At 68.9% G+C, this 22,956-nt stretch carries 20 protein-coding genes and 2 pseudogenes; 18 read left to right on the top strand and 4 right to left on the bottom strand.

Features of this window, described 5'->3' with window-relative positions:
• Window positions 1-144: 144 nt before the first annotated feature.
• Together K3769_RS40080 and K3769_RS40075 are read left to right on the top strand one after the other, a co-directional pair.
• Window positions 145-1,863 (top strand): sensor histidine kinase, encoded by a 1,719-nt coding sequence (locus tag K3769_RS40080; protein ID WP_267031126.1) that lies wholly within the window; start codon window positions 145-147, stop codon window positions 1,861-1,863.
• 91 nt (window positions 1,864-1,954) lie between these two features.
• On the top strand, window positions 1,955-2,617 hold the full coding sequence (locus K3769_RS40075) for a response regulator (RefSeq protein ID WP_267031125.1): 663 nt from the start codon (window positions 1,955-1,957) through the stop codon (window positions 2,615-2,617).
• Between the two features lie 55 nt (window positions 2,618-2,672).
• On the opposite strand, the gene K3769_RS40070 is transcribed toward K3769_RS40075, so the two are convergent.
• Window positions 2,673-2,879, bottom strand: coding sequence for a non-reducing end alpha-L-arabinofuranosidase family hydrolase (locus tag K3769_RS40070; protein ID WP_267031124.1), 207 nt, complete (start codon window positions 2,877-2,879; stop codon window positions 2,673-2,675).
• A gap of 666 nt (window positions 2,880-3,545) precedes the next feature.
• Between K3769_RS40070 and K3769_RS40065 the strand changes: the two genes are divergently transcribed.
• Both K3769_RS40065 and K3769_RS40060 read left to right on the top strand, forming a co-directional pair.
• Window positions 3,546-4,976: an endo-1,4-beta-xylanase gene (locus tag K3769_RS40065; RefSeq protein ID WP_267031123.1), complete on the top strand. Its 1,431-nt coding sequence runs from the start codon at window positions 3,546-3,548 to the stop codon at window positions 4,974-4,976.
• Between the two features lie 234 nt (window positions 4,977-5,210).
• Entirely contained in the window at window positions 5,211-6,029 is an 819-nt protein-coding gene (locus tag K3769_RS40060; RefSeq protein WP_267031122.1) for an SAM-dependent methyltransferase, read from the top strand.
• A gap of 50 nt (window positions 6,030-6,079) precedes the next feature.
• Here the strand turns inward: K3769_RS40060 and K3769_RS40055 are convergent, their stop codons facing one another.
• From K3769_RS40055 to K3769_RS40045, 3 genes are all read right to left on the bottom strand, one after another.
• Window positions 6,080-6,298, bottom strand: a complete 219-nt coding sequence (locus K3769_RS40055) for a hypothetical protein (RefSeq protein ID WP_267031121.1) — start codon at window positions 6,296-6,298, stop codon at window positions 6,080-6,082.
• A 167-nt stretch (window positions 6,299-6,465) separates the two neighbouring features.
• Window positions 6,466-6,840: a fic family toxin-antitoxin system, toxin component gene (locus K3769_RS40050; RefSeq protein WP_267031120.1), complete on the bottom strand. Its 375-nt coding sequence runs from the start codon at window positions 6,838-6,840 to the stop codon at window positions 6,466-6,468.
• A complete protein-coding gene (locus K3769_RS40045; RefSeq protein WP_267031119.1) occupies window positions 6,837-7,091 on the bottom strand; it encodes a plasmid mobilization protein in 255 nt (84 codons plus the stop codon). The genes K3769_RS40050 and K3769_RS40045 overlap by 4 nt, the downstream gene beginning before the upstream one ends.
• Before the next feature lie 748 nt (window positions 7,092-7,839).
• Between K3769_RS40045 and K3769_RS40040 the strand changes: the two genes are divergently transcribed.
• From K3769_RS40040 to K3769_RS39980, 14 genes and pseudogenes are all read left to right on the top strand, one after another.
• Entirely contained in the window at window positions 7,840-8,088 is a 249-nt protein-coding gene (locus K3769_RS40040; protein ID WP_267031118.1) for a hypothetical protein, read from the top strand.
• Window positions 8,085-9,632, top strand: a complete 1,548-nt coding sequence (locus K3769_RS40035; RefSeq protein WP_267031117.1) for an ABC1 kinase family protein — start codon at window positions 8,085-8,087, stop codon at window positions 9,630-9,632. The genes K3769_RS40040 and K3769_RS40035 overlap by 4 nt, the downstream gene beginning before the upstream one ends.
• 376 nt (window positions 9,633-10,008) lie before the next feature.
• The gene (locus tag K3769_RS40030) at window positions 10,009-11,361 is read left to right on the top strand and encodes an NsdA family TPR-like regulatory protein (RefSeq protein WP_267031116.1); all 1,353 of its coding nucleotides are present in this window, start codon (window positions 10,009-10,011) and stop codon (window positions 11,359-11,361) included.
• 207 nt (window positions 11,362-11,568) lie between these two features.
• Entirely contained in the window at window positions 11,569-12,540 is a 972-nt protein-coding gene (locus K3769_RS40025) for a beta-ketoacyl-ACP synthase 3 (RefSeq protein ID WP_372515130.1), read from the top strand.
• A 53-nt stretch (window positions 12,541-12,593) separates the two neighbouring features.
• The gene (locus K3769_RS40020; protein WP_267031114.1) at window positions 12,594-12,833 is read left to right on the top strand and encodes an acyl carrier protein; all 240 of its coding nucleotides are present in this window, start codon (window positions 12,594-12,596) and stop codon (window positions 12,831-12,833) included.
• Between the two features lie 114 nt (window positions 12,834-12,947).
• On the top strand, window positions 12,948-13,697 hold the full coding sequence (locus tag K3769_RS40015) for an SDR family NAD(P)-dependent oxidoreductase (protein ID WP_267031113.1): 750 nt from the start codon (window positions 12,948-12,950) through the stop codon (window positions 13,695-13,697).
• 17 nt (window positions 13,698-13,714) lie between these two features.
• Entirely contained in the window at window positions 13,715-15,079 is a 1,365-nt protein-coding gene (gene ccrA, locus K3769_RS40010; RefSeq protein ID WP_267031112.1) for a crotonyl-CoA carboxylase/reductase, read from the top strand.
• Between the two features lie 4 nt (window positions 15,080-15,083).
• A complete protein-coding gene (locus K3769_RS40005) occupies window positions 15,084-16,079 on the top strand; it encodes a 3-oxoacyl-ACP synthase III family protein (RefSeq protein WP_267031111.1) in 996 nt (331 codons plus the stop codon).
• A complete protein-coding gene (locus tag K3769_RS40000) occupies window positions 16,076-16,960 on the top strand; it encodes a 3-hydroxybutyryl-CoA dehydrogenase (protein ID WP_267031110.1) in 885 nt (294 codons plus the stop codon). Before K3769_RS40005 ends, K3769_RS40000 begins: the two co-directional genes overlap by 4 nt.
• 126 nt (window positions 16,961-17,086) lie before the next feature.
• Window positions 17,087-18,385 (top strand): cytochrome P450, encoded by a 1,299-nt coding sequence (locus tag K3769_RS39995; protein ID WP_267031109.1) that lies wholly within the window; start codon window positions 17,087-17,089, stop codon window positions 18,383-18,385.
• Between the two features lie 47 nt (window positions 18,386-18,432).
• Complete coding sequence (locus K3769_RS39990; protein WP_267031108.1) at window positions 18,433-18,852, top strand: nuclear transport factor 2 family protein; 420 nt, start codon at window positions 18,433-18,435, stop codon at window positions 18,850-18,852.
• Window positions 18,771-20,033 (top strand): annotated as a pseudogene (locus K3769_RS41255) (beta-ketoacyl [acyl carrier protein] synthase domain-containing protein); the annotation flags it as partial. The gene K3769_RS39990 and the pseudogene K3769_RS41255, both read left to right, overlap by 82 nt.
• Window positions 20,034-20,396: 363 nt before the next feature.
• Window positions 20,397-22,157 (top strand): annotated as a pseudogene (locus K3769_RS41250) (beta-ketoacyl synthase N-terminal-like domain-containing protein); the annotation flags it as partial.
• Window positions 22,154-22,903 carry an SDR family NAD(P)-dependent oxidoreductase gene (locus K3769_RS39980; protein ID WP_267031106.1) on the top strand — a complete coding sequence of 250 codons (750 nt, stop codon included), beginning with the start codon at window positions 22,154-22,156 and terminating at the stop codon, window positions 22,901-22,903. The pseudogene K3769_RS41250 and the gene K3769_RS39980, both read left to right, overlap by 4 nt.
• Window positions 22,904-22,956 lie beyond the last annotated feature (53 nt).

Raw genomic sequence — 22,956 nt, 5'->3', positions numbered from 1 at the left:
GCGTGCTGTCCCGGGCCGGCACCGCAGCGCCCGAAGACGATGGAGGCTGCCAGGAAGGTACCGGGAGGGTGTTGACTTTCGTCTTTCGCAGCGGCGACGAGAGGCGGATGCGGACGCGGGGGGCCGCATGTCTATCGTCACCAGGTGGACACAGCACAGACCCCTGACGCCGGCCCGTCCCTGCGTTCCCGGCTCCTCGCGGCCTCTCCGTGGTCGCGCAGACGGGTCGCCGGAGAGGCCGTGCTCGCCCTCACACTCGCCACGGCCGCGTGGATCTTCGACGGGAACCCCGGTTTCGGGGCGCGCTCCGCCGCGTGGGCGCTGACGGCGGCCGTCCTGTCGCTGGTACGGCGCTCCCTGCCGTCGACGGTGCTCGTCCTCTCCTCGGCCCTGGCCGGGGTCCTGGCCGGGGCGACGCCCCTGCTGATGTGCGCGAGCTGGTCGGCGGGCAGCCGCATCGTACGTCTTTGGCGGGCCCTGGCCACGTATGCCGCCGGACTCGTCCTGCACCTCGCCTTTTCCGCCCGTACGGCGGCCGGCGAGGAGGTCACGCTGTCACCGCTGACGACGGCACTGCTGTCGACGAGCGCCTTCGTGGCCCTCGCGGTGCTTCCTGGCCTCGCCTCCCGCTACCGGGCCCAGCGTCACGCGCTCCTGGCCGCCCTGCGCCGGCACAACGCCCAACTCGTCCGCGAGCAGGCGATGGTGGCGCGTGAGGCCCGGCTGCTCGAACGGCAGCGCATCGCCCAGGACATGCACGACAGCCTGGGCCACCAGCTCGCTCTGATCGCGGTACACACCGGTGCCCTGGAAGTCGATCCGGAGCTGGGCGACCGGCAGCGGGAGGGGGTCGGCATCCTGCGGGAGGCCTCCCGGTCGGCCATGCGCGAACTGCGCGAGGCGGTGGGCATCCTGCGCGATGACGCCGAAGTGTCGGGCGACCGGGGCCCGGACCCCTCGGACACGCACCCGACGACCCGGGTGGCAGCCGCCGTCGACGGTCTCGTGGAGTCGTCGCGGGCCGCCGGCGCCGATGTCGCCCTGCACCGCTCGGGCGGCGTACGCCCCCTCGCGCCCGCCGCCGAGCACGCCGCCTACCGCCTGGTCCAGGAGGGACTCACCAACGCGCACAAGCACGCGCCGGGCGCGTCCATCGCCGTGGCGCTGCGCTACGAACCGGACAGCCTGGTGGTGGAGGTGGCCAACGGGCCGGTGTCGGCGGCGGTGCCCACGCCGGCTGCCGTCAGCGGCGGCCACGGCCTCCCGGGCCTGCGGGAGCGGGCCCGGCTGGTGGGCGGCATGGTGCACACGGGCGCCACCTCCGACGGGGGCTTCCGACTGGCCGGTGTACTGCCCTACAGCGGTGGGGAGACGGCGTCCGGCGCGCGGGCCGCGACCTCCGTCGACGGCGCCGACGACTTTCGGGGGCAGCCGCGCGGGAGTGCCGGGAACGACGATGAGGCGATCATCGACCGTTCCGTTCAGCAAGGGGAGCTCACCGCCATCATGAGCAGCAAGAAGAACGTCGCCCTCGGTTGCGCCGTCACCGCCGTCGCCCTGATCGTGGGGGTCATCGCCATCGGGGCGTGGGGACTGACGGCCCTGTGGGACGAGTTCGAGAGCGGCACGATATCGGCCGACACATACGAGTCCGTGAAAGTCGGAGACACCGAGAAGAACGTGAAATCCCGCCTGCCCGGGGGCAGTTCAGTGCTCACCGACGGCCAGGAAAAGCAGGGTCCGCCGCTGCCCGAGGGCGCGACGTGCAGCCACTACCTCGACGCCGAGGACGACCTCGTCTACCGGTTCTGCTTCCGCGACGGGAAACTGGTGCGGAAGGAAACCTTCAAGGACGAGATCTGACCGGCGCCACTCGGCCCTCCTCCGGCCGGATCGGGCATGATGACAGGGCTCCACCACCCCTTCCTCACACCGACACCGCGCAGGAGGCCGCGTGATCCGGGTCCTCGTCGCCGACGACGAACCGCTCATCAGGGCCGGCATCAGGATGATCCTCACCTCGGCCGACGACATCCAGGTGGTCGCCGAGGCCCGCGACGGCCGGGAGGCGGTGGACATCGCGCGGAGCACCGCGCTCGACGTGGCCCTGCTGGACATCCAGATGCCGGTGCTGGACGGGCTGACCGCGCTGGCCGAACTCGGCCGGGCGGCACCGCACGTGCGCGCGCTGATCCTCACGACCTTCGGTGAGCGCGACAACGTCCTGCGGGCACTGAGCCACGGCGGCGCCGGTTTCCTGCTGAAGGACTCCGCTCCCCAGGAGTTGATCCACGCAGTCCGCGCGGCCGCGACCGGTAACGCCTACCTCTCCCCCGCGGCCGCCCGCCACGTCGTGGACTCCCTCGCCTCACCCGGTGCCGCCGCGCGCGGCGAACAGGCCCGCCGCCGTCTGGCCGGGCTGACGGCGCGGGAGCGGGAGGTGCTGGCGCTGCTGGGCGAGGGTCTTTCCAACGCGGACATGGGGGTGCGTCTGCACATGAGCGAGGCGACGGTGAAGACGTACGTCAGCCGTATTCTGACCAAGCTGGACTGTAAGAACCGGGTCCAGGCCGCGCTCCTGTCCCGCGACGCGGGCCTGGAGGCGGACCGGGGCTGATCCGCGCACGGCGTCGCGCATGTCCCGGCTGCGCCGGAGCGCATTACGCCGGCACTCAGACGTTCTTCGGCGCGAAGTAGAGCGGCGTGCGCGCCACCGCGGCCTGGCTCATTTCGGTCTGTCGGACCGAGGCCATGTCCGGCCGGTTCGCGAGAGGGCAGTACGTCGTCGAGCCGTGGGACGACCCTGCCACGTCCGACGCGTACACCAGGTGTTTGCCGTTGTGGATCACGGTGACGAGGTCCTTCACCGCTTCCCGCATGTTTCGCGGTCGAGAGCGAAACATTTGAGGAACCCGGCACCGAGCGCCACATGACCTTACCCGGCAAATGACCGATTCACGTCACACATCACATCCAGACACGGAAGCGACCGGCACGCTCCTGGCCCGACCTCGCCATGAAGAATCAAGCCGGACCGAGCCGATGGATCGCCGGACCGGCGTCCGCGGCGGCGGACCCAAGGATTCAGCACCCGACTCACCGATCCCGAAACTTTCGAACCAAAAGCAGAAACTTTTTGTGTGACGAGCCTTGACGGTACATCACCAAGGCCTCAATGATTCCTGACTGAGAAAGCGACCACACCACAGCTCAGCATCTCGGGCCGCGTTGATGTTGAGCACCCCCTACTGCACGGCAGAGACATGTGACGCCGCACGGGAATCTCCAGTACGAACTCGTCGGAGTGCCCCCGCGGTCAACCCGGGCATCACCTCGTCCCACGACCGCGGTATCCACCGAGTCCGTGCCGCCCGTGCTGTCCCTGCCACCCCGGCCGTCCGGGCTGTTTCCGGGCTGTCCGGTCCGTCAGGGCTGTCCTGGGCAGCCATGACAGCGCCCCACCCGTCCGTCCGCCGGACGAGAGCGGCCCATGTCGTTCCACCGCGCTTCGGTACGTCCGCGTCTTCTACCTTGGAGGCACAACCATGGGCCCACACGCCCTCTTGAGACCCGCTGCCCGCCGAAGGATCCGCAACCTGCTGCTGGCGTTCGTCCTCGGTGTCCTCGGTGCGGCCACCACACTGGTCGCGTCACCGACCGCACACGCCGCCGAGAGCACGCTCGGCGCTGCGGCAGCGCAGAGCGGTCGCTACTTCGGCACCGCCATCGCCTCGGGCAAGCTGGGCGACTCGACGTACACGTCGATCGCGGGCCGTGAGTTCAACTCGGTGACGGCCGAGAACGAGATGAAGATCGACGCCACCGAGCCTCAGCGCGGTCAGTTCAATTTCACCTCCGCCGATCGCGTCTACAACTGGGCGGTGCAGAACGGCAAACAGGTGCGCGGCCACACCCTGGCCTGGTACTCCCAGCAGCCCGGCTGGATGCAGAGCCTCAGCGGCAGCACGCTGCGTCAGGCCATGATCGACCACATCAACGGCGTGATGGCCCACTACAAGGGCAAGATCGCCCAGTGGGACGTCGTGAACGAGGCTTTCGCCGACGGCAGTTCGGGAGCCCGGCGGGACTCCAACCTGCAACGCACCGGCAACGACTGGATCGAGGTCGCCTTCCGCACCGCGCGGGCCGCCGACCCGGCCGCCAAGCTCTGCTACAACGACTACAACGTCGAGGACTGGACCTGGGCCAAGACCCAGGCCATGTACAACATGGTCCGGGACTTCAAGCAACGGGGCGTACCGATCGACTGCGTCGGTTTCCAGTCGCACTTCAACAGCGGCAGCCCCTACAACAGCAACTTCCGCACCACCCTGCAGAACTTCGCCGCCCTCGGCGTCGACGTGGCCATCACCGAACTCGACATCCAGGGTGCGCCGGCTTCGACCTACGCCAACGTGACCAACGACTGCCTGGCCGTCCCGCGCTGCCTCGGGATCACCGTCTGGGGCGTACGCGACAGCGACTCATGGCGCTCGGAGCAGACGCCGCTGCTGTTCAACGGTGACGGCAGCAAGAAGGCCGCGTACACCGCCGTCCTCAACGCGCTCAACGGCGGCTCCACCACTCCCCCGGCGGACTCCGGGCAGATCAAGGGCACCGGTTCGGGCCGCTGCCTGGACGTGCCCGGAAGCGGCGCCGCGGACGGCACCCAGCTCCAGCTGTGGGACTGCCACAGCGGCACCAACCAGCAGTGGACATACACCGACGCCGGCGAGATCAGAAGCTACGACAACAGGTGTCTGGACGCCGCCGGCACCGGCACCGGCTCCAAGGTGCAGATCTACAGCTGCTGGGGCGGTGACAACCAGAAATGGCGTCTCAACTCCGACGGATCCATCGTCGGCGTCCAGTCCGGCCTCTGCCTCGACGCCGCCGGGAACGGCACCGCCAACGGCACGCTGGTCCAGCTCTACACCTGCTCGAACGGCAGCAACCAGCGCTGGACCCGCACCTGAGGGAACCGTCACGGAACGAAGGCTGAATCGATGACAGCTCATGACGGGGTCTCTCCCGACCCTCAGGGAAGACACCGTCGGTGACCTCGGGCCGCCGTCATGGCGGCGGCCCGAGGACGTGGCGACGCGAGCGACTCTTCGTCGCTCACTCCGTCAAGTGCACCCCGTGCGGCATCTGTTCGATGATCGCGTAGTTCTGGTCAAGGGGTTCTCCCGGGGTGGAGGATGGACGCCATGACCGACGAAGGCACCTCCATCGACGCCACCAAACCCAGCATCGCCCGCGTCTACGACTACCTGCTGGGGGGCAAGGACAATTACGCCGTGGACCGGAAGGTCGGCGACGTGTTCAAGCGCGACCTTCCGGGCTCAGTGGCGATCGCCTTCGCCAATCGCGCGGCGCTGACCCGAGCGGTCGCGGACATCGCAAGAAACACCGACATACGGCAGTTCATCGATCTCGGCAGCGGTCTGCCGACTGCCGACAACGTCCATCAGGTGGCACAGCGGTATGCCCCGTCGTCCCGCGTCGTGTACGTCGATCACGATCCTCAGGTACTCGTCCATGGACGTGCGTTGCTGGAGGCCGACGAGCGCACCCGCGTCGTCGCTGCCGACATCCGCACTCCCGAGGTCATCCATGACCATCCGGACACCCGCGAACTGATCGACTTCGACCGTCCGGTCGCGGTCATGTTCAGCGCCATCCTGCATCACGTCAACGACGACGAGGACCCCGCCGGGATCGTCCGCTACTGGCAGGAGCGCGTGTCTGCCGGAAGCCACTTCTTCATCAGCCATTTCCGCTCCGGCGACAACCCGCAGACCACCGAGGCCGAACGCGTGCTCCAGAAAACCTTCGGTCGTGGCCGATGGCGCACGGACGAAGAGATCCAGCACCTTCTGGATGGCCTCGAACTCCTCCCCCCAGGCATTGTTCCGGCTTCCCATTGGCGTCCGGAAGTCACCGAGAACCAGTTCAGCGAGAACGGCGAACGAGAGCTCACCGTCTGGGAACACCTCATTGCCGCAGGACTCGCCCGTAAGACCTGATGGCCTGGATGCACGGGCCCAGCGGGCTCTGTGGTCGCTGGAAGCCGACCTCAGACCAGGGCCTGCAGAATGAGCGCGGTCGCTGTGGTCAGCACGGCGGCCGGCAGCATCACTGCCCGCACGCGGTCGAGGGAGCGCTCGACGACGGGCGCCAGACGTGGTTGCCGCAGGGCCGTCCGGGACGTGTCCGTGGTCGTCTCGGTCTCGCAAACCGTCATGTGCGTGTTGGACACGGCCGGGCCCGTCAGATCCGCTCTCTTTTCACTCATCTGTCCCAGGTGTCCCGACGAGGATGTCCGTAACTTCCAGTCGCCGGTATGAGTTCGTTCCGCTACCTGAGCGTTATCGGAGTCAGGAGCGCGGCCCGCAGGGGCCGCCAGGCGGAGACGCCTGCAACGGAACCTGTCGGTGTACGCAGGCCCGTCCTACGCCATGCTCACTTGCGCGTCCAGGCACGGATCTCCGCGGCAGCGCTGCGTACGTCGAGGGCATCGCGGTCAATGCGTTCGGCGAGGTCGGCGGCTGCCTTGGCGCTGACGGTGACGAACAGACCCGAAGCGCTGAGATAGGAGGCGGCGACCACGGCGGCGAACAGCTTGTTACGCGCCTCCAGGGCGGGCACACGCACCAGTTGATGCATGAGGGCCGCAGCCCGGTGGTGCGGTTCGGCATAGACGTAGACGTCCATGACCTTGTCGGCGTGCCGGGCGACGGCGGCCTGGAGGCTGCCGAAGTCGGTGACCTCCGGATCGTCGGGCAGGGCTCGGTGAGCGAGATCGAGGAGCCAGGCCCGGTCGATGTGGACGATCACGCGGCCTGGCCGTTCCTGTGCGCGGGGGCGGCTCCCTGGGCGTCGGTGCCGAACCGGTCGTCGAAGTGGTCGGCCCACTCGCCGGCGAAATGGTCGGCGGCGGTCAGAAACCGGTGGCGCAGGTCGTTGGCCTCGTCGGCAAGGAGCTGACGGGCGTACTCGTTGATTTCCATGCCGACTGCGGCCGCGCGTTCCTCGATGCCCGCGTATACGGATTCGTCGACGCGCACGTTGATCTGCTTCTTCGCCATACGAGCAGTGTAGCAAGCTGTACAAGCTGCTACAGCTGAATCTCGGCGGGCATCGCGGATGCCTGCACGAACGCGGTGATCTACCTGCGGGCACAGCGCGTGGCGGGCCCGCTCAAGGCGCTGCGCGAGACCGGTCCCGACTACGTCCTGCTCGACGGACCTCACGACGGAACTCATGACGGAACTCTCGCCGAGCGCGACCGGCCAACGACGGTCGGGCACGGCGGGCCGGCCGGGCGCAGCAGTCCGGCCGAAGCGTCCAAGGCTTTTCCCGCGACTGGCCTTTTGGATCTCGACCGGACGAATGGGTGAACAGGTGGCTCACCCAGTTCCATTCACATCTGCGCCCCCAGCGCACGCCGGAGCCGTTCGATCCGTTGCATGATCCCGTCTTTTCTGCTCGGTCGCATATTTCCAGGAAGAGCAACGGCTTGAAAACAGCGGAACATGATTCGTGCAGGCGCTCGAATGCGTGGGGCCACTGTGAAAAATGACGATTACCCGGTTCAGCGGGACTCTCCGTGCGGGTCCGAGGTGAACGAGCGCACGGTTTCACCTCCACTCCCCCGGCCCATTTCGGCGCCTTTTCGCCATCGACGCTGATTGACTTCTGTTTCACCGTATCGGACTATCGGAAAATAGAGGTCCCTAGCGGCCTCTGCGCCGGAATAAAATTGTCCGGCCGCCGGCTTCCGCCACTCCACTTCTGCGAAGTATGGGCTCCTGTCGGCGCCCAGAGAGGACAATCATGGCCCGAAAGTCTGTTTTCGACGACATGATCAAACGTTCGACCCGGTTCAACAAGGATTCAGGGAAGGCATTCCGCAAGGGTTTGAAATCTTCCCGTAAGAAAGGGAAAGGGAAGAAGCGCGCGAAGCGGAATGAGCGGCACATCGAAGCACTGGCGGGGCAGCTACAGGAGATCACCCAGCAGCTCGCGGTGCTGACAGCCGTACGAGAAGAGCGTGACCGCGGCGCGGTCCAGCACAAGGCGTGAACGCACTGCCGTCGGGGCGCAAGGGCCGGGCCGGGCGCACGCTGCGGATCGTGTCCCGGTCCGCAGCGTCCGAGATCGGCCGTACGGTTCGTTCCCGGAGCCGGCGGGACACGGACGCCGAGATCCTCGACGGGCGGGAGCGCAGGGCCCGCGAGCTACGCGCGACGCTGGAGCGCCTCGGCCCGCTGTATGTGAAGGTCGGCCAGATCCTCGCGACACGACCGGATCTGGTTCCCCAGTACGTCATGGACGAGCTGGAGGAACTCAACGACCGGGCGAACGTCGAACCCTTCAGCAGCTACGAGAGGGTGCTGTGCGAGGAACTGGGGGACGATTGGCGATCGCGTTTCCGTGAAGTGCACACGCAGGAACCTTTGGGAGCCGCGTCGCTGGCACAGGTGTACAAGGCGGTGACCGCCGACGGGCGGCCGTGTGTGCTGAAGATCCAGCGTCCAGGCAGCAGCCAGGCAGTGCTCGGCGACATGAAGGTGCTGCGGACGGTGGCACGGCTCCTGGCGCGGGCCGCACCCCGTTTCAGCGAGGTCGTGGACGTCAAAGCCATGCTGGAGCTGCTCTTCGTGGTGATGGAGGACGAGCTCGACTTCACGCGCGAAGCGAAGAACATGAAGGATGCGCGGAAAGTGGCGAAGGGGTACTCACGCATTCGGGTCCCCCGGGTGATCGAGGCCACGCCGAGGGTGCTGGTGCAGACGTTCGCCGAAGGTGTTCCCATCAACCGGGTCAAGCCTGACTCCTTCAGCAGGCGACAGCGCAAGAAGATCGCGAACCAGATGATCTCCTACATGTTCCGCAGCTACTTCGTGGAGCGCACTTTCCATGCGGACCTGCATCCGGGGAACATCATCATCAGTCCGGACGGGAAGGCCCATCTCATCGACTGGGGCATGCTCGGCAAGATGGACCGGGACACCAGCGTCTCGATGCTGGGGGTCTTCCTGTCACTGGCACAGAACGACGGCGTTGCCATGGGGCGCAACTGGGTGCAGCTCGGGACCGCCACTCCGTGGAGTAACGTCTCTGCGTTCATCGGGGACATGTCACGGGTCGTGCCCCGGTGGGCGGACGCGTCGCTCACGGAGCTGAACTACGGAGTGGCGCTGATGACGTTGATGAAGCACTCCTCCGCCCACGGCATCCAGATCACGCCGCTCGTCTCCGTGATGGGGAAGTCCGTAGCGAACCTGGAGGGCTCTTTGCGCTGCATCCACCCGAAGCTCAAATTCGCCGCCGCCCTGCGGGACACCCTGCCGGACATCATGCGGGACGTCGTCCTGGACAGTCTCAGCACAGAACAGGGCGCCCAGCTCACGCTGAGCGGGCTCAAGGCGTTGAGCAACCTGCCCGGGCAGTTCCAGGCCACGGCCAAGGACATGGCGGACCGTCAGGTCGGACTGCAGGTCCGTACCAACCTGGGAGACCCCATCAAGGCCGGCAGCCGGCATCGTCTCGCCGGCGGCGAGCACATTCGGCGCACGGCTCTCAGCGCGATCGCCGCCCTCGCAACCCGGAAGCGGTACCGGTAGGGCGGAACCTTCCTCACTCATCGGGCCGACCGCAGGCCCGGGACCGCGGCCGGCCGTGCGGCATCAGCCCCCTGCGCGCGGACCCCCCGCTGAGGACTTCGAGCCCTCCCGGTCGTGCTGGAAGGCGCAGCTCGTCGGCAGGGCCCGGGGACGACGTACAGCGCGTGAACGGTGGCGTGGCTGCGATACCCCCCGGATGCCGGGGCCGCGCCATGCAGGGAGCGCTCGCTCCGGCCCGCTCCGCCCTGCCTCGCGGTGCGCCCGGCACCTGCCTCCGCACGGTTTCCCCCCACGGCCGCGAGCCGTCGCGACGATGCAAGGACAAGCCCCTTTGCCTCTACGGCCCGCGGCAAGCAACTGGTGAGAGATGATGCATGTGAAACGACCAAATACTCAGCTTTCGCAGTACCTGGCCGAAGCCGGGTGGTCCTGCGCGGAGCTGGCCCGGCACGTCAACGAACTGGGCCGAGAGCAAGGGACAACCCTCAGCTACGACCGCACGACGGTGGCTCACTGGCTGCGCGGTTCCCGGCCCAGGCCGCCGGTGCCGCTGCTCGTGGCGCAGGCTCTCAGCCGGCGGATCGGCCGCCTCATACATGCCGCGGACACCGGGCTCCTGCCGGACGAAGGGCACGAGACGGTACCGGACGGGCCGGTCCCCACTGTCGTCGAGCCGGTAGAGCTTCTTCTGGAACTCTGCAGGACGGAAACGGACCCGGCCCGCCGGGCAGGTCTGGCACGGGCTCCGTACCACCTGCTGGACCCGTCGCCATTGCGCTGGCCCCGCGGGGTCGCGCCGGACGGTCTCAGGATTCGTGAACCGTCGGCCCTACGATCTGCGAACCAGTCGGACGCGGAGATGCTGGAGAGGGTCTGGTCGATGTTCTCCGACCTTGTCGAGCGCTACGGTGCCGGACGGCTCACCCCGGTCCTGACGGCCTACCTGGAGGAGAACGCGGTGCGGTGTCTCACCGAGACCGTGCCCCCGGAACTGGCGTGCCGGCTGCGGTCCGAGACCGCACATCTCACAGCCCTGGTCGCGGAGATGCACCTCGACATGCGACGGCAGGGAGTCGCGCAGCTCTACCACCACATCACGCTGTCGCTGGCCAGGTCCGCCGACGACCGCACGGCCTACGCGGTCGTCCTGTGCCGCATGGCCCGCCAAGCGCTCGAACTGCGCCACCTTGAGCACGGGTTGCGGTTCGCCGAGGGCGCCGTGGAGGCGGCCGGCACAGGTGTCCCTCTGCCGGTGCGGGCTCTGGTGCTGTCAGAGCGCGCGGTGGCCCGTGCCGCGAACGGGGACCGAACGGGGGTAGCGGCGGACATGCGCGGGGCGCAGAGCTGCGTCCTCGGGTCCGATCAGGGACACCGGCTCGTCCCGAATCCGTCCGCGCTGCTGCATCAGCAGCGCTCCCGTATGCACGAAGCGCTCGGGCACCGGTCCTGCGCCATCAGCTCACTGCAGTCGTGCCTGCGGGTGCGGGACGACAAGGGCTCCCGCAGCTATGTCCTGCTCCAGGCGGAACTGGCTCGCCTCTGTCTGCGAATCGGTCACGTCGAACAGGCCTGCTCCTACGCGGAAGCGGTCGTCGACAGGTGCGACCAGTTCGCGTCGGTCAGCGTGCAGCATTCCCTGTCCCGACTGCGGAAACAGCTTCGAGGTCTCAGCCGTCACTCGTCCGCTCTGGCGGTGTCCCGCCGCATCGATGCGGCCTCTCTCGTGTGAATCCGCCGGATTTATCGGTTCGGTTCAACGCGTTCACACTCCCGTGGTGCCGATCCCTTCCCCGTGCACGGAAAGGGGTGATTCATTTTGAGTATTGCCCGGAAGGCTCAGTGCGAGGCCATGCCGGATGAAACTTCCGACAGTGAGGAAGCGACCGTGAATGTGGCCGTTATTTCAGGCATGGGGGTATGTCTCCCCCGAAGGATCGTGAGCAATGATGAAATAGCGCCGCCTCTCGATGTCTCGGACGAATGGATCCGGACCCGGACCGGCATAGCCCGGCGCCACCGTATCGAGGCAGGGACCAGCACGTCCGACCTTGCCGCTGCGGCCGGCCGCGCCGCCCTGGAATCGGCCGGTGTCGGCACCGCCGATATGGTGCTGTTGGCCACCAGCACACCCGACCGGAAGTGTCCCTCCACCGCTCCCGAGGTCGCGTGGCGACTGGGACTTGGCGAGGCCCCTGCCCTTGACGTCAACGCGGCCTGTTCCGGGTTCATCTACGCGCTGGCCCTGGCCTCGTCCCACATCCGGTCCGGTGCCCATGCCAGCGTCCTGGTGATCGGCGCCGACTGCTACTCGACCATCGTGGACCCCGCGGACCGCAGCACAGCGGTGCTTTTCGGGGACGGGGCCGGCGCGATGGTCGTACGCGCCGGGGAGGAGGGCGAGCCCGGCTCGCTCCTGGCGACGACCCTGGGCAGCGACGGAAGCGGCGGGGACTTCGCGGCGGTGGCGGCGGGAGGCTCACGCCTGCCGCACGGCGCGCGGTACGAGGCGGCCGGTGCGCATCACCTCGCACTGAACGGACGCCAGATATACCTCCAGGCGATCCGCCGGATGAGCGCCGCCACGAAGAGCGTCGTCGCCGCGGCGGGCTGGGCCGTCGACGATCTGGAGGCTCTCGTCGCCCACCAGGCCAACCAGCGCATCCTCGACGCCGTCGGCAAACGCTTGGGCCTGTCGCCCGGACGCCTGGTGGGCAACATCGAGGACGTGGGGAACACCGCGGCGGCCTCCGTTCCCCTGGCCATGGCCGACGCGGCCGAGCGCAAGTGCGTGCCGGTCGGCGGCCGCACCGCACTCACCGCCTTCGGCGCGGGGCTCACCTGGGGCGCGGTCGCCGCCACCTGGCCCGCGGCGACCCCCGTGACGTCGCCCGCCGAAACCCGGGCCTGACCGCCGCGCGAACACAACACACTGCGCCGAACCCCCTGACGAAAGGACATGCCATGACGAACGTGGACATGCGGATCTCCGACATCCTCACCGGGAAGCTCGACGTCGACCCCGCCGACGTGACCCCGGGGGCCAGCTTCGACGACCTGGGACTGGACTCCCTGGCCATCGTCGAGTTCACCGAGATTCTCCAGGAGACGTTCGAGGTCGCCTTCACGGACGACGACGTCTCCGAGGTGGACTCACTGGCGGACGTCAGCACCCTGCTGCGCCGCCGCGGAGTGGATGTCTGACACGCAGGCGGTCCGCTCGGGTGGCGGCGCGGACACCGTCTGTGCGGCCCAAAGGACACCGTCTGTGCGGCCCAAAGGACACCGTCTGTGCGGCCCAAACGGAAGGAGAATACGGTGGAAAGGTTCACCGGGAAAATCGCACTCATCACCGGCGGGTCCTCCGGCATCGGGGCCGCGTGCGTGCGGCAATTCACCGAGGAGGGCGCAACGGTCGTCCTTGTCGACCGCGACACCGACGGCGCCCGGACGGTCGCCAAGACCGCCCCCGGACGCATCCACGTCGTCGAGGGCGACGTCACACACTCAAAGACCTGGCACACGGTCGGCGGCCTGCTGCACCGACTGGGCGGACTGGACATCGCCGTCAACAACGCCGGCGTGCTCGGTGAACTCGCCCCCCTGCACGCCCTGACAGCAGACTCCTTCCGGCACGTCGTCGATGTGAACCTCTACGGCGTCGTGCACGCGATGCGCTGCGAGATCCCGGTGATGACCGGGTCCGGCGGAGGAGTCATCATCAACATGGCCTCGGTGGGCGCCGTATCGGGCTTCGCCGGAGCCTCCCCCTACTGCGCGGCCAAGCACGCCGTGCTGGGCCTCACCCGCAGCACCGCTCTGGAGTACGCCGAAGCAGGCATACGCGTGGTCGCCGTCGCCCCGGGACTCATCGACACCGCCGTCGCGGACGGCCTGCCCGCCGAGCAGCGCGAGGCACTGCTGCGGCAACTCGCCGACGCCCAGGCCATGAAGCGCGCGGGGCGCCCCGAGGACGTGGCGGCCCTCACCTGCTTCCTCGCTTCGCCCGCCGCCTCGTTCATCACCGGCTCCCTGTATCCCGTCGACGCCGGCTATCTGGCTCGCTGAGACAGAAGAGGAACACCATGGACCAGCTCGCTGAAGCCGCCCTCGCCGGAGCGTGTGCCGACGACCTGCTCGGCACGGACGTCCCCGGTCACTACACCGCAGCACACCTGCGCGTCGACGACGTGGACCTGTTCGGACCGGGCCAGGACAGGGACGTGCGCAGAACACTCCACGTCGACCAGGTGCCCATGCCCGACCTGGCTCCCGATGAGGCGCTGGTCGCGGTGATGGCGAGCTCCATCAACTACAACACCGTGTGGTCCGCGATGTTCGAGCCGCTGCCCACTTTCGGCTTCCTGCAGCGGTACGGCAAACGGGACCGCTTCACCCGTCGTCACGACCAGCCGTTCCACGTCGTCGGCTCCGACGGTGCCGGGGTGGTGGTCCGCACCGGGGAAGGTGTCAGCCGGTGGACGGTCGGCGACCACGTGATCATCTCGCCCGTCCAGGTCGACGACCACGAACCCATGACCCACGCGGACAGCATGATCAGCGACGGGCAACGGGCTTGGGGCTACGAGACGAACTTCGGCGGACTGGCCCACTACGCCGTGGTCAAAGCCAGCCAGCTCCTCGCCAAACCGGGACACCTCACCTGGGAGGAGTCGGCCACCACGATGCTCACCGCGGCCACCGCCTACCGCATGCTGATCGGCAGCAAGGGAGCCCGCATCAAGCTCGGGGACCTCGTCCTGATCTGGGGAGCCACCGGCGGACTGGGCGCGTTCGCCGTACAACTGGTCCGCAGCGCCGGCGGTATCCCGATCGGCGTGGTGGGCACCGAGGCAAAGGTGAAACCCGCGAGGGACCTGGGCTGCGAACTGGTCGTCGACCGGGAGTCCATCGGCCTGACGGGCGCCGGCGACCCGTCGGCCGTCCAGGAACAGGGCAAACGGCTGGGCCGGGAGATCCGAAAGGCACTGGGCGAGGACCCGCACGTCGCCTTCGACTATGTCGGCAAGCAGACATTCGGCATATCCGTACTGGCCGTCCGCAGGGGCGGGACCGTCATCACCTGTGGTTCCAGCACCGGTTACGACCACCACTACGACAACCGCTATCTGTGGATGAACTCCAAGCGCATCATCGGCAGCCATGGCGCCAATCTCCAGGAACACGCCGAATGCAAGCGCCTGTTCGACCTCGGCGCCATCGTCCCGGTCCTCTCCCGGGTCTATCCCCTCACCGCGGTGGGTGACGCGGCACGGCTCGTGCAACGCAACGAGCACACCGGAAAGATCGGAGTGCTGTGCCTGTCGCCACAAGAAGGGCTCGGCGTGACCGACCAGGCTCTGCGGAACAGGATCGGGCCCGCCCGCCTGAACCCCCTGCGCTCCACCGACGCCTTCGGCGGGCCGCACGGGCACACTGAGGGGGTGTAGGGCGATGGCCACCAGCATCCTGGGGACGGGATCCTACGTTCCGCAGCACATCGTGGACAACACTGCCCTCGCGGCCCGGGTGGGCACGACGAAGTCGTGGATCAGTCAACGTACGCGCATCCTGGAACGGCGCTACGCCGCACCGGGTGAGGCCACCTCCGACCTCGCCCTGCACGCGGCACGGCGGGCCCTCGCACAGGCACACCTCGCCGCGGAACGGCTCGACTACCTCATCCTGGCCACGTCGACCCCTGACTCCCCGCAGCCCCCGACCTCCTGCCGCATACAGCAGCGCATCGGGGCGACGGCCGCAGCCTGCTTCGACATCAACGTCGCCTGCAGCGGCTTCGTCCACGGCCTGGCCCTCGCGATGAGCCTGGCCGCCCGGTCACCCGGCGCCCGCACCCTCGTGGTCGCCGCCGACGTCTGCTCCCGCGTACTGGACTTCGACGACCGGCGTACGGCGGTGCTCATGGGGGACGGGGCCGGAGCCGCGGTCACGGGCCCGGCTGATGACGAAGGTGGCGGTCTGCTGGACTTCGCCCTGGCCAGCCAAGGCACGGCCTCCCACCTCATCAGGGTGGACGCCGGCGGCAGCCGCATCCCCGCCTCTCACCACACGGTGCGGGAAGGCGGTCACTTCCTCCGTATGGAGGGGCGCACGGTAGCGAACTTCCTGCTGCGCGAATTCCCTACCTTCCTCGACCGTTTCCTCGAACACGCAGAGGTGTCCGTCGACCAGATCGACCACTTCGTCCCGCACCAGCCCAACGGCGTCCTGCTCGACCGGCTCGTTCAGCACGCCGGCCTCGCCGACGCGCACACCCACCGCACGGTGCGGCAGTACGGCAACACCGGCGCGGCATCGGTGCCTCTGACACTGGACTCGGCCCACCGGGCCGGACTCATCAAGGCGGGAGACCTGGTGCTGCTCGCCGGTTTCGGCAGCGGAATGTCGATGAGCGCGGTCCTACTGCGCTGGACGGGAGCACAGCCATGAGGCACACCGATCCCGCCCCGGTCCTCCGTGTCGGGGTTGTGGGCTGCGGGATCATGGGAGCGGGCATCGCGGAAGTGTGTGCGCGACGCGACCTGGACGTCCTCGTCGCTGTCACGTCCACGGACTCCGAACGCCGCGGCAGGCGCCGCCTCCAGGCTTCCCTCGATCGCGCCGTCGCCTCGGGAAAGCTCTCCGTCACCGAACGGGACGGCGTCCTGGAGAACATCACGTTCACCACGGACCTCGGCCGGTTGCGGACGCGTCAGTTCACCGTCGAGGCCATCACCGAGGACGAAAAGCACAAGCACGCGGTCCTGCGGGAACTCGACCGCGCGCTGCCCGACCCGTCCGCACTCCTGGCGTCCACCACCTCGTCCCTGTCCCTCGGCCGGCTCTGCGACGCCGTCACGCGCAAGGGCCGGTTCCTGGGCACCCACTTCTTCAGTCCCGCCCAGTCCACCCCCCTCGTGGAACTGATCGGCACACCGTTCACGGACGGCGCCGCCCTGGACCGGGCCGAGCTCTTCCTCACCAAGACCCTCGGCAAGGAGGTCATCCGGGCCGGGGACCGTAGCGGATTCGTCGTCAACAGGCTCCTCGTCCCCTACCTGGTGTCCGCCGTCCGCATGCTCGAATCGGGCTTCGCCGGAGCCGAGGACATCGACCGCGCCATGGTCCTGGGTTGTGCCCACCCGGTGGGGCCGCTGAAACTGGCCGACCACATCGGCCTTGACACGGTCGCGTCTGCGGCGCTGTCCCTGTTCACCGCCTTTGCCGAACCCCAGTACGAACCCCCCGCGCTCCTGAGGCAGTTGGTCGACGAAGGCAGGCTCGGGCGCAAGACCGGCCGAGGGTTCTACGACTATCCGCACACCGACTGACCTGCATTCCACGTCACCCGGGAGTACGGCAGGCCCGACCGACAGGCGCAACCGACAAACGCAATTGCTCCCCCACAGACCCCCACCGAGCCACCGGGCTCCTCCGTCGAGAGGCCACACAGACCCATGGCGAACTCCAGCACCATCTTCCTGCCCGCCACCTACGCCCGGCATGTCCCCCATGAACTGTTCCGGCACCTGCGCGACACCCAGCCCGTCAGCTGGGTCCCCGAGCCGGCGGTGGGCGACTGGGCCGCAGGCCCCGGGTACTGGGCGGTCGTCCGGCACGCCGACACCAAGACGGTCCTCCAGGACCACGAGACGTACTCCTCCCACCTGGGAGGAGCTCAACTACGGGACCCGGATTCGGCCGAGGACCTCGCCTTCCTGCGATCGATGATCGTCAATCAGGATCCCCCCTCGCACACCCGGCTGCGCCGCAGCGTCGCCACAGCCTTCTCGCCGCGTGCGGTACGCGAGCTCGAAGAGGCCATCGAGGGCCGTGCCGCCCATCTCATCGACTCCGTGATCGAAACCGGCCGTACGGACTTCGCGCACCTGGTGGCCGATCTCCCGGTGTGGACACTGGCCCATGTGCTCGGCATGCCCGAGCAGGACCGGCCGTTGATCTACGACTGGGCCGACCGGGTCATCGGGTACCAGGACCCCGAGTACGCCGAGGGCGCACCGGTCGATCCGGACACGCTCACGGACATGGGACGAGCGTCCTTCGCGCTGCGCGAGGGCAGAAGGACCCGCCCCGACGGCACTCGCGCCAACCCCCGGGCCCGCGAGGCCCTGGCCGACATCTTCGCCTACGCGCACTCCCTTGCCGACGCGCCCCGCACCGGAAGCCTCATGGCCTGTCTCCTCGACGGAGGCCTCAACCGCGAAGAGTTCGAGCTGATGTTCTTCGGACTCGTACTGGCCGGAACGGTGACGCTGCGTGCCAGCGCTCCGGGAGGACTGCACTCCCTCCTGACCCATCCGCGGGAGTACGAGAAGCTGCGCGCGCACCCGGAGCTCATCGACACCGCGGTGGAGGAGATGCTGCGCTTCTGGTCCCCCGGAATCATGTTCCGGCGAACCTGCGCCCGGGACACCGTCCTGGCAGGACAGGTTATGCGCAAGGGCGACAAAGTGGGCGTCTATCTGATATCCGCCAACCGGGACGAGCGCGCCTTCGACCGGGCCGACCGGTTCGACATCACCCGCAGTCCCAACGACCACATCAGCTTCGGCTACGGACCCCACTACTGCAGCGGCGCCCACATCGCCCGTATGGAACTGCGCGCCATCATCCGCCAGACCGTCAGCCGGTTGCCCGGCCTGGAAATGGCGGGCCCGCCCGCCCGCATGGAGTCCAACTTCGTCAACGGACTCAAACGGTTTCCGCTGCAGTGGCGGACCGACACGACTGCCTGACCGGCTTGGATCCGGTACCGGCACGGACCAGCAAGGAGGAGAAGACGGTGAGCGACAACACCGCCGGCAGCAGGTCGTACCACGAGAGCATGCAGGGATGGGCGGCAGCCATCAACGCTCAGGACGTGGAGAAGATGGTCTCGTTCTTCAGCGAGGACGTGAGCTTCGAGGACGTGGCGATGCAACGCAAGTGCCGCGGACGCGACCAGCTGCGTGCTCTCCTGCGGGACTGGATGGCCACCTACGAGACGACCACGGCCCGCCTGCTGTCCGTCTCCGCATCCAAGACCACCGGGTTCACCGAGTGGGAACTCACTGTCACCCGCGCCGCCTCCCCGTGCCCCGCGGGAGTCAACCGGCACGGCATCGTTCTGGTACGCGGCGCATGCGTCGACGAGTTCGGACCGGACGGCCTCATCCACCACCACCGCGACTACTGGAACACCGCCGAACTGGACGCGCCGTGACAAGCCGCACGGACCAGGCGACCACCGCCTCCGACACCGACACGGTCGCCATCGTAGGGATGGGCATGGTCGTCCCCGGCTGCAGCTCACCGGAGCAGTTCTGGAAGGTCCTCCAACAGGAACAGCCCCAGTACTCGCTGCCGGGCGACCGCTGGGACCTGGCCACGCTCCAGTCGGACCAGGACGGCGAACAGGACCGCATCCGCCACCGCAGGATGGGCTACATCCACCAGGACTTCGCCGCCCATCCGGGCACCGACGACGCGTGCGTCCCGCAGCTGGACGAGTTCGGACGCTGGCTGCGCCACTCCGTCCTGCAGGCCCTGGACGGAGTCGCCACGGCACACGGCACGCGCTGCCTCGTGTCCGTGGGAGCCACCGCCGAGGGCAGCCAGCGGCTCGAAGAGAGCCTGGTGGCCGAACGAGCCGCCCGCATGATGGGAGCGGGCCCTTCGCCGGCCGACCCACTGCGCCGAGCCCTGCGCTCCCGCTACCCCCGGGCCGCGGCGGACAGCACCACCTACCTGCCCCACCGCCAGGTACGGGACGCGCTCGGGGACCTCTTGCCCCGCATCAACGAGATCTCCGTCATCGACTCCGCCTGCGCGACCGCCTCCTACACCATCGACATGGGCTGGAAAGCTCTCCTCGCCGGTGAATGCGACCTCGCCGTCTGCGCGGCGTCGTTCGTCCTGAGCCGGCGGACCAACGTGCTCTTCTCCCAGATGGGTGGGTACGCCGACTCCGGCGACCTCAGAGCCTACGACCGTGCCGCGTGCGGAACGATGTTCAGCGACGGAGCCGCCGCCGTCGTACTGAAACGCCACGCACAGGCGGTGTCCGACGGCGACCACATCCTCGCGACGGTCCTGGCATCGGGCGGCTCCACCGACGGCCGCGGCAAGGGCATCATCGCCCCCAACCCCACCGGACAACTGCGGGCGCTCACCAGGGCGATGAGCCGCGCGGCCGTCACCCCGCGCGACGTGCAGTGGGTCGTCGGGCACGGGACCGGCACCAAAGTGGGGGACGCACGGGAACTGCAGATGCTCCGTACCGCGGCGGGCGACCGGGCACACTGGCAGGTGACCTCCAACAAGTCCCTCGTCGGCCATACCGGGTGGGCCGCCGGCATCGTCTCGGTGATCCACGCCGTGCTCGGCCTGCGGCATCAGCAGATCCCGGCACAACAGCGCTACGACGCGGTGCGGGACCCCGGGATGCTCGGGCGGGCGCTGTCCGTCCCGACGCTGAACATCGAGTGGCCCGCGCAGCCCGGCAGGCCGCGCGTCGCGGCCGTGTGCGCGTACGGCCTGGGCGGCACCAACTGCTGCGTCCTGATCGCGGACGACGCACCCCGCCCCGCACCCGCCGCCGCGAAGCACGATGTCGTGGTGAGCGCCTACCACGCCCACCTGCCCGGCCTTCCCGACCGGAGCGCGACCGACAACTGGCTGCGCACGGGGAACGCGACCTGGCCGGATGCCTTCGCCACGCCCTACCCTCCGCTCCCGGGTTCCACCACGACGCTCCCTCCCTCCACACACCGCTCATTGGACCGGTCCCACCTGATGACCCTGCACGCCACCCGCACCGCCGTGGACGCGGGCACCCTGCGGTGGGGGGACGCCGAAAGGACGGGGGTCTTCCTCGCCCATCTGGGGCCCACGCACGGCAGTATCGAGTACGCGCTGCGGGTGTCCGCCGACGACCTGGCCCGGCGGCTCACCGAACACCCCACGGCCGACGCCCGGCTCTCCCCCGACCTGGTCGCACGCAGAGCACGCGAGCAGGTCGCACGGGGTGACTCCGACACCTTCACCGGCTTCATCGGCAATGTCATGGCATCCCGTGTAGCGGTGCAGTTCGACCTGCACGGCCAGGCCGCCTCGTTCGACGCCGGACGTGACTCCCTGCTCGCCGCCCTGCACGCCGCACGCCGGTCGCTCAGCTCCGGCGACTTGGACTTCGCACTGGTCCTCGCCGTGGCGGCCAACGCGGCCGGCGGGGACATGCTCCGCGAACCCGGCACGGCGGGACCGGTGCGCGAAGGCGTCTTCATCCTGCTGCTGGCCAGCGCCGACAGCGCACGCACACACAAACTGCCGGTCCTTGCCCGCGTGGAAGCGGTGCCGGGCACCGCACCGCACCACTCCCCCGGGGTGCTTCCCGGACACCAGGGTTTCCTCGGAGCGGACAGCGCCGTACAGGTGCTGCGCACCCTCGCCTGCCCTGATACGCCCTCTGTCGTGGCCCCGCTGGAGGACGACCGTACGCCGGCCGTACGCCTGGTCCGCCCTGGCCGGATCCCCCGCCCGCACCCGAAGGCGGCCTCGCACGCGGATGCGGGACACGGCCGGTTCTTCCTGCGGCACCGCAGGTCACGGTCGAGCCGGGCCGCCCTTTGGCACGTACCGCTCGGACAGCGGCAGGGCATCCTCCTGCCGCACTGCGCGGACCAGGACCGCCCGGTCGTGCCGGCGGCCGTGCTGTTGGAGATGGCGGCCGAAGCTGCCGTCGACCTGGCACCGGGATGGGTCCCGGAAGCCTTCCACGATGTCTTCCTCCCCTCGTCGGTACGTCTACGCCGCACGAAGCCCTCCGACGCCGGTCCCACCCTCGCCGTCGCCGCGACCGTCCGCGACGCGAGCGGGCCACGCGCGCTCGTCGATGTGCGCATCACCCGGGACCTCCTGCTGGCCGACGGCGGGATACTGCGCCCCGCGCACCTCCACGCCCGCGTGCGGGTCCGCCTCGGCCGGCCTCCCGACCCAGCACGGCCCGCCCGGACGCCACCCCTGACGGCGCCGCTCCCGCCCGGTCCCTGCCGGACAACGGCCCAGGACCGCCCGACCCTCGACGGATCCGACGGATCCGACGGAAAGGAGACCACCGTGACCGTGTACGAGTCGACGCACTTCGGACCGCACCCGTACGGCGTGTGCGCCCTGTGGCAGCCGCCCGCGCACGAGGAACGCAAAGTCTCGAGCGCCTTCTGGTCACCGGTCGACCTCATCGACACCCTGCTCCGTACCGACAGCGACTCCGACGGGCCCGCGCCCCACCCCCCGGACCCTTGCTCCGTGTCGTTCATACGTGAACTGCGCCTGCACACCCCGGGCAACGACGTGGAGCTGGCCGACCGGAGCACAGGCCCCGTCGTGCTCCACCACCTGCTGCCCGGCCCAGCGACCGGCGGCCGGGAACACTGGCTGGCCGCGACCGCCGCCGGCCGACCGCTGGTGTCCGTAGTCGGGCTGCGCAGGTGGGGACAGCCCCGGGCCCCCGGCGGGGAGAGCCGATGAGGCGAACAGCTTTCATCTCCGGAGGGGGCACCGGGATCGGACTCGCGGTCGCGAAGGCCCTCGCCGACGACGGAACGGACATCACACTGTTCGGCCGCCGACGCGCACCGCTGGAGCAGGCAGCGGCGCAGATCACGGCCGCGGGCGGCGTGGCACGCTGGTACCAGGCGGACCTGTGCCGCCCCGCGGAGGTGGAGAGCGCGGCGTCAGCCGCTCTGGCCGCGTGCGGCGGAACACTCGACCTGCTGGTCAACAACGCGGGACTCACCGGCACCGGACATCCCTGGGGCCTGGCCTCGATCGCGGAGAACTGGCAGACACAGTGGCGGGCCAACGTACTGCCCCCCGTGCTGTTGACCGAGGCCGTCAGACGGCACCTGCGGCGCCCCGGCGGGCGTGTGGTCACCATCAGTTCGTACGGCGCGTTTCTGCCCGGCAACGCGCCCTACTCGTCCGCCAAGGCGGCGCTGCACACCTGGATGTACTCGCTCGCCGCCGAACTCGGCGGCAAGCAGATCACCGTCAACACAGTGGCACCGGGCTTCGTCGACGGCACGGACAACGAAGCGGCGGCGCATATCGGCGAGGCCGCCCACCGCAGCCTCGTCGACGCCACGCTGCTGCGCCGAGCGGGCCGCCCCCAGGACGTGGCAGCCGCGGTGCGCTGGCTCGGTTCCGCCGACGCCTGCCACGTCACCGGACAGATCCTCCACGTCAACGGCGGAGCCGTACTGAGTCGCGGCTGACCCCCTCCGCCGCACCGGCACGACATCGCGTCCGAGCACCTGCACACACCACC

Origin of the sequence: Streptomyces ortus (assembly GCF_026341275.1) — a bacterium.
GTDB classification, from domain to species: domain Bacteria; phylum Actinomycetota; class Actinomycetes; order Streptomycetales; family Streptomycetaceae; genus Streptomyces; species Streptomyces ortus.
Note: the sequence above shows the minus strand (reverse complement) of the source record. Positions and strands in the feature narration are given on the sequence as shown.

Coding starts and splice junctions, on each gene's coding strand:
- K3769_RS40070 (WP_267031124.1), bottom strand. CDS start 2,879: ATGCGGGAAGCGGTGAAGGACCTCGTCACCGTGATCCACAACGGCAAA.
- K3769_RS40065 (WP_267031123.1), top strand. CDS start 3,546: ATGGGCCCACACGCCCTCTTGAGACCCGCTGCCCGCCGAAGGATCCGC.
- K3769_RS40060 (WP_267031122.1), top strand. CDS start 5,211: ATGACCGACGAAGGCACCTCCATCGACGCCACCAAACCCAGCATCGCC.
- K3769_RS40055 (WP_267031121.1), bottom strand. CDS start 6,298: ATGAGTGAAAAGAGAGCGGATCTGACGGGCCCGGCCGTGTCCAACACG.
- K3769_RS40045 (WP_267031119.1), bottom strand. CDS start 7,091: ATGGCGAAGAAGCAGATCAACGTGCGCGTCGACGAATCCGTATACGCG.
- K3769_RS40040 (WP_267031118.1), top strand. CDS start 7,840: ATGGCCCGAAAGTCTGTTTTCGACGACATGATCAAACGTTCGACCCGG.
- K3769_RS40020 (WP_267031114.1), top strand. CDS start 12,594: ATGACGAACGTGGACATGCGGATCTCCGACATCCTCACCGGGAAGCTC.
- ccrA (WP_267031112.1), top strand. CDS start 13,715: ATGGACCAGCTCGCTGAAGCCGCCCTCGCCGGAGCGTGTGCCGACGAC.
- K3769_RS40005 (WP_267031111.1), top strand. CDS start 15,084: ATGGCCACCAGCATCCTGGGGACGGGATCCTACGTTCCGCAGCACATC.
- K3769_RS40000 (WP_267031110.1), top strand. CDS start 16,076: ATGAGGCACACCGATCCCGCCCCGGTCCTCCGTGTCGGGGTTGTGGGC.
- K3769_RS39995 (WP_267031109.1), top strand. CDS start 17,087: ATGGCGAACTCCAGCACCATCTTCCTGCCCGCCACCTACGCCCGGCAT.
- K3769_RS39980 (WP_267031106.1), top strand. CDS start 22,154: ATGAGGCGAACAGCTTTCATCTCCGGAGGGGGCACCGGGATCGGACTC.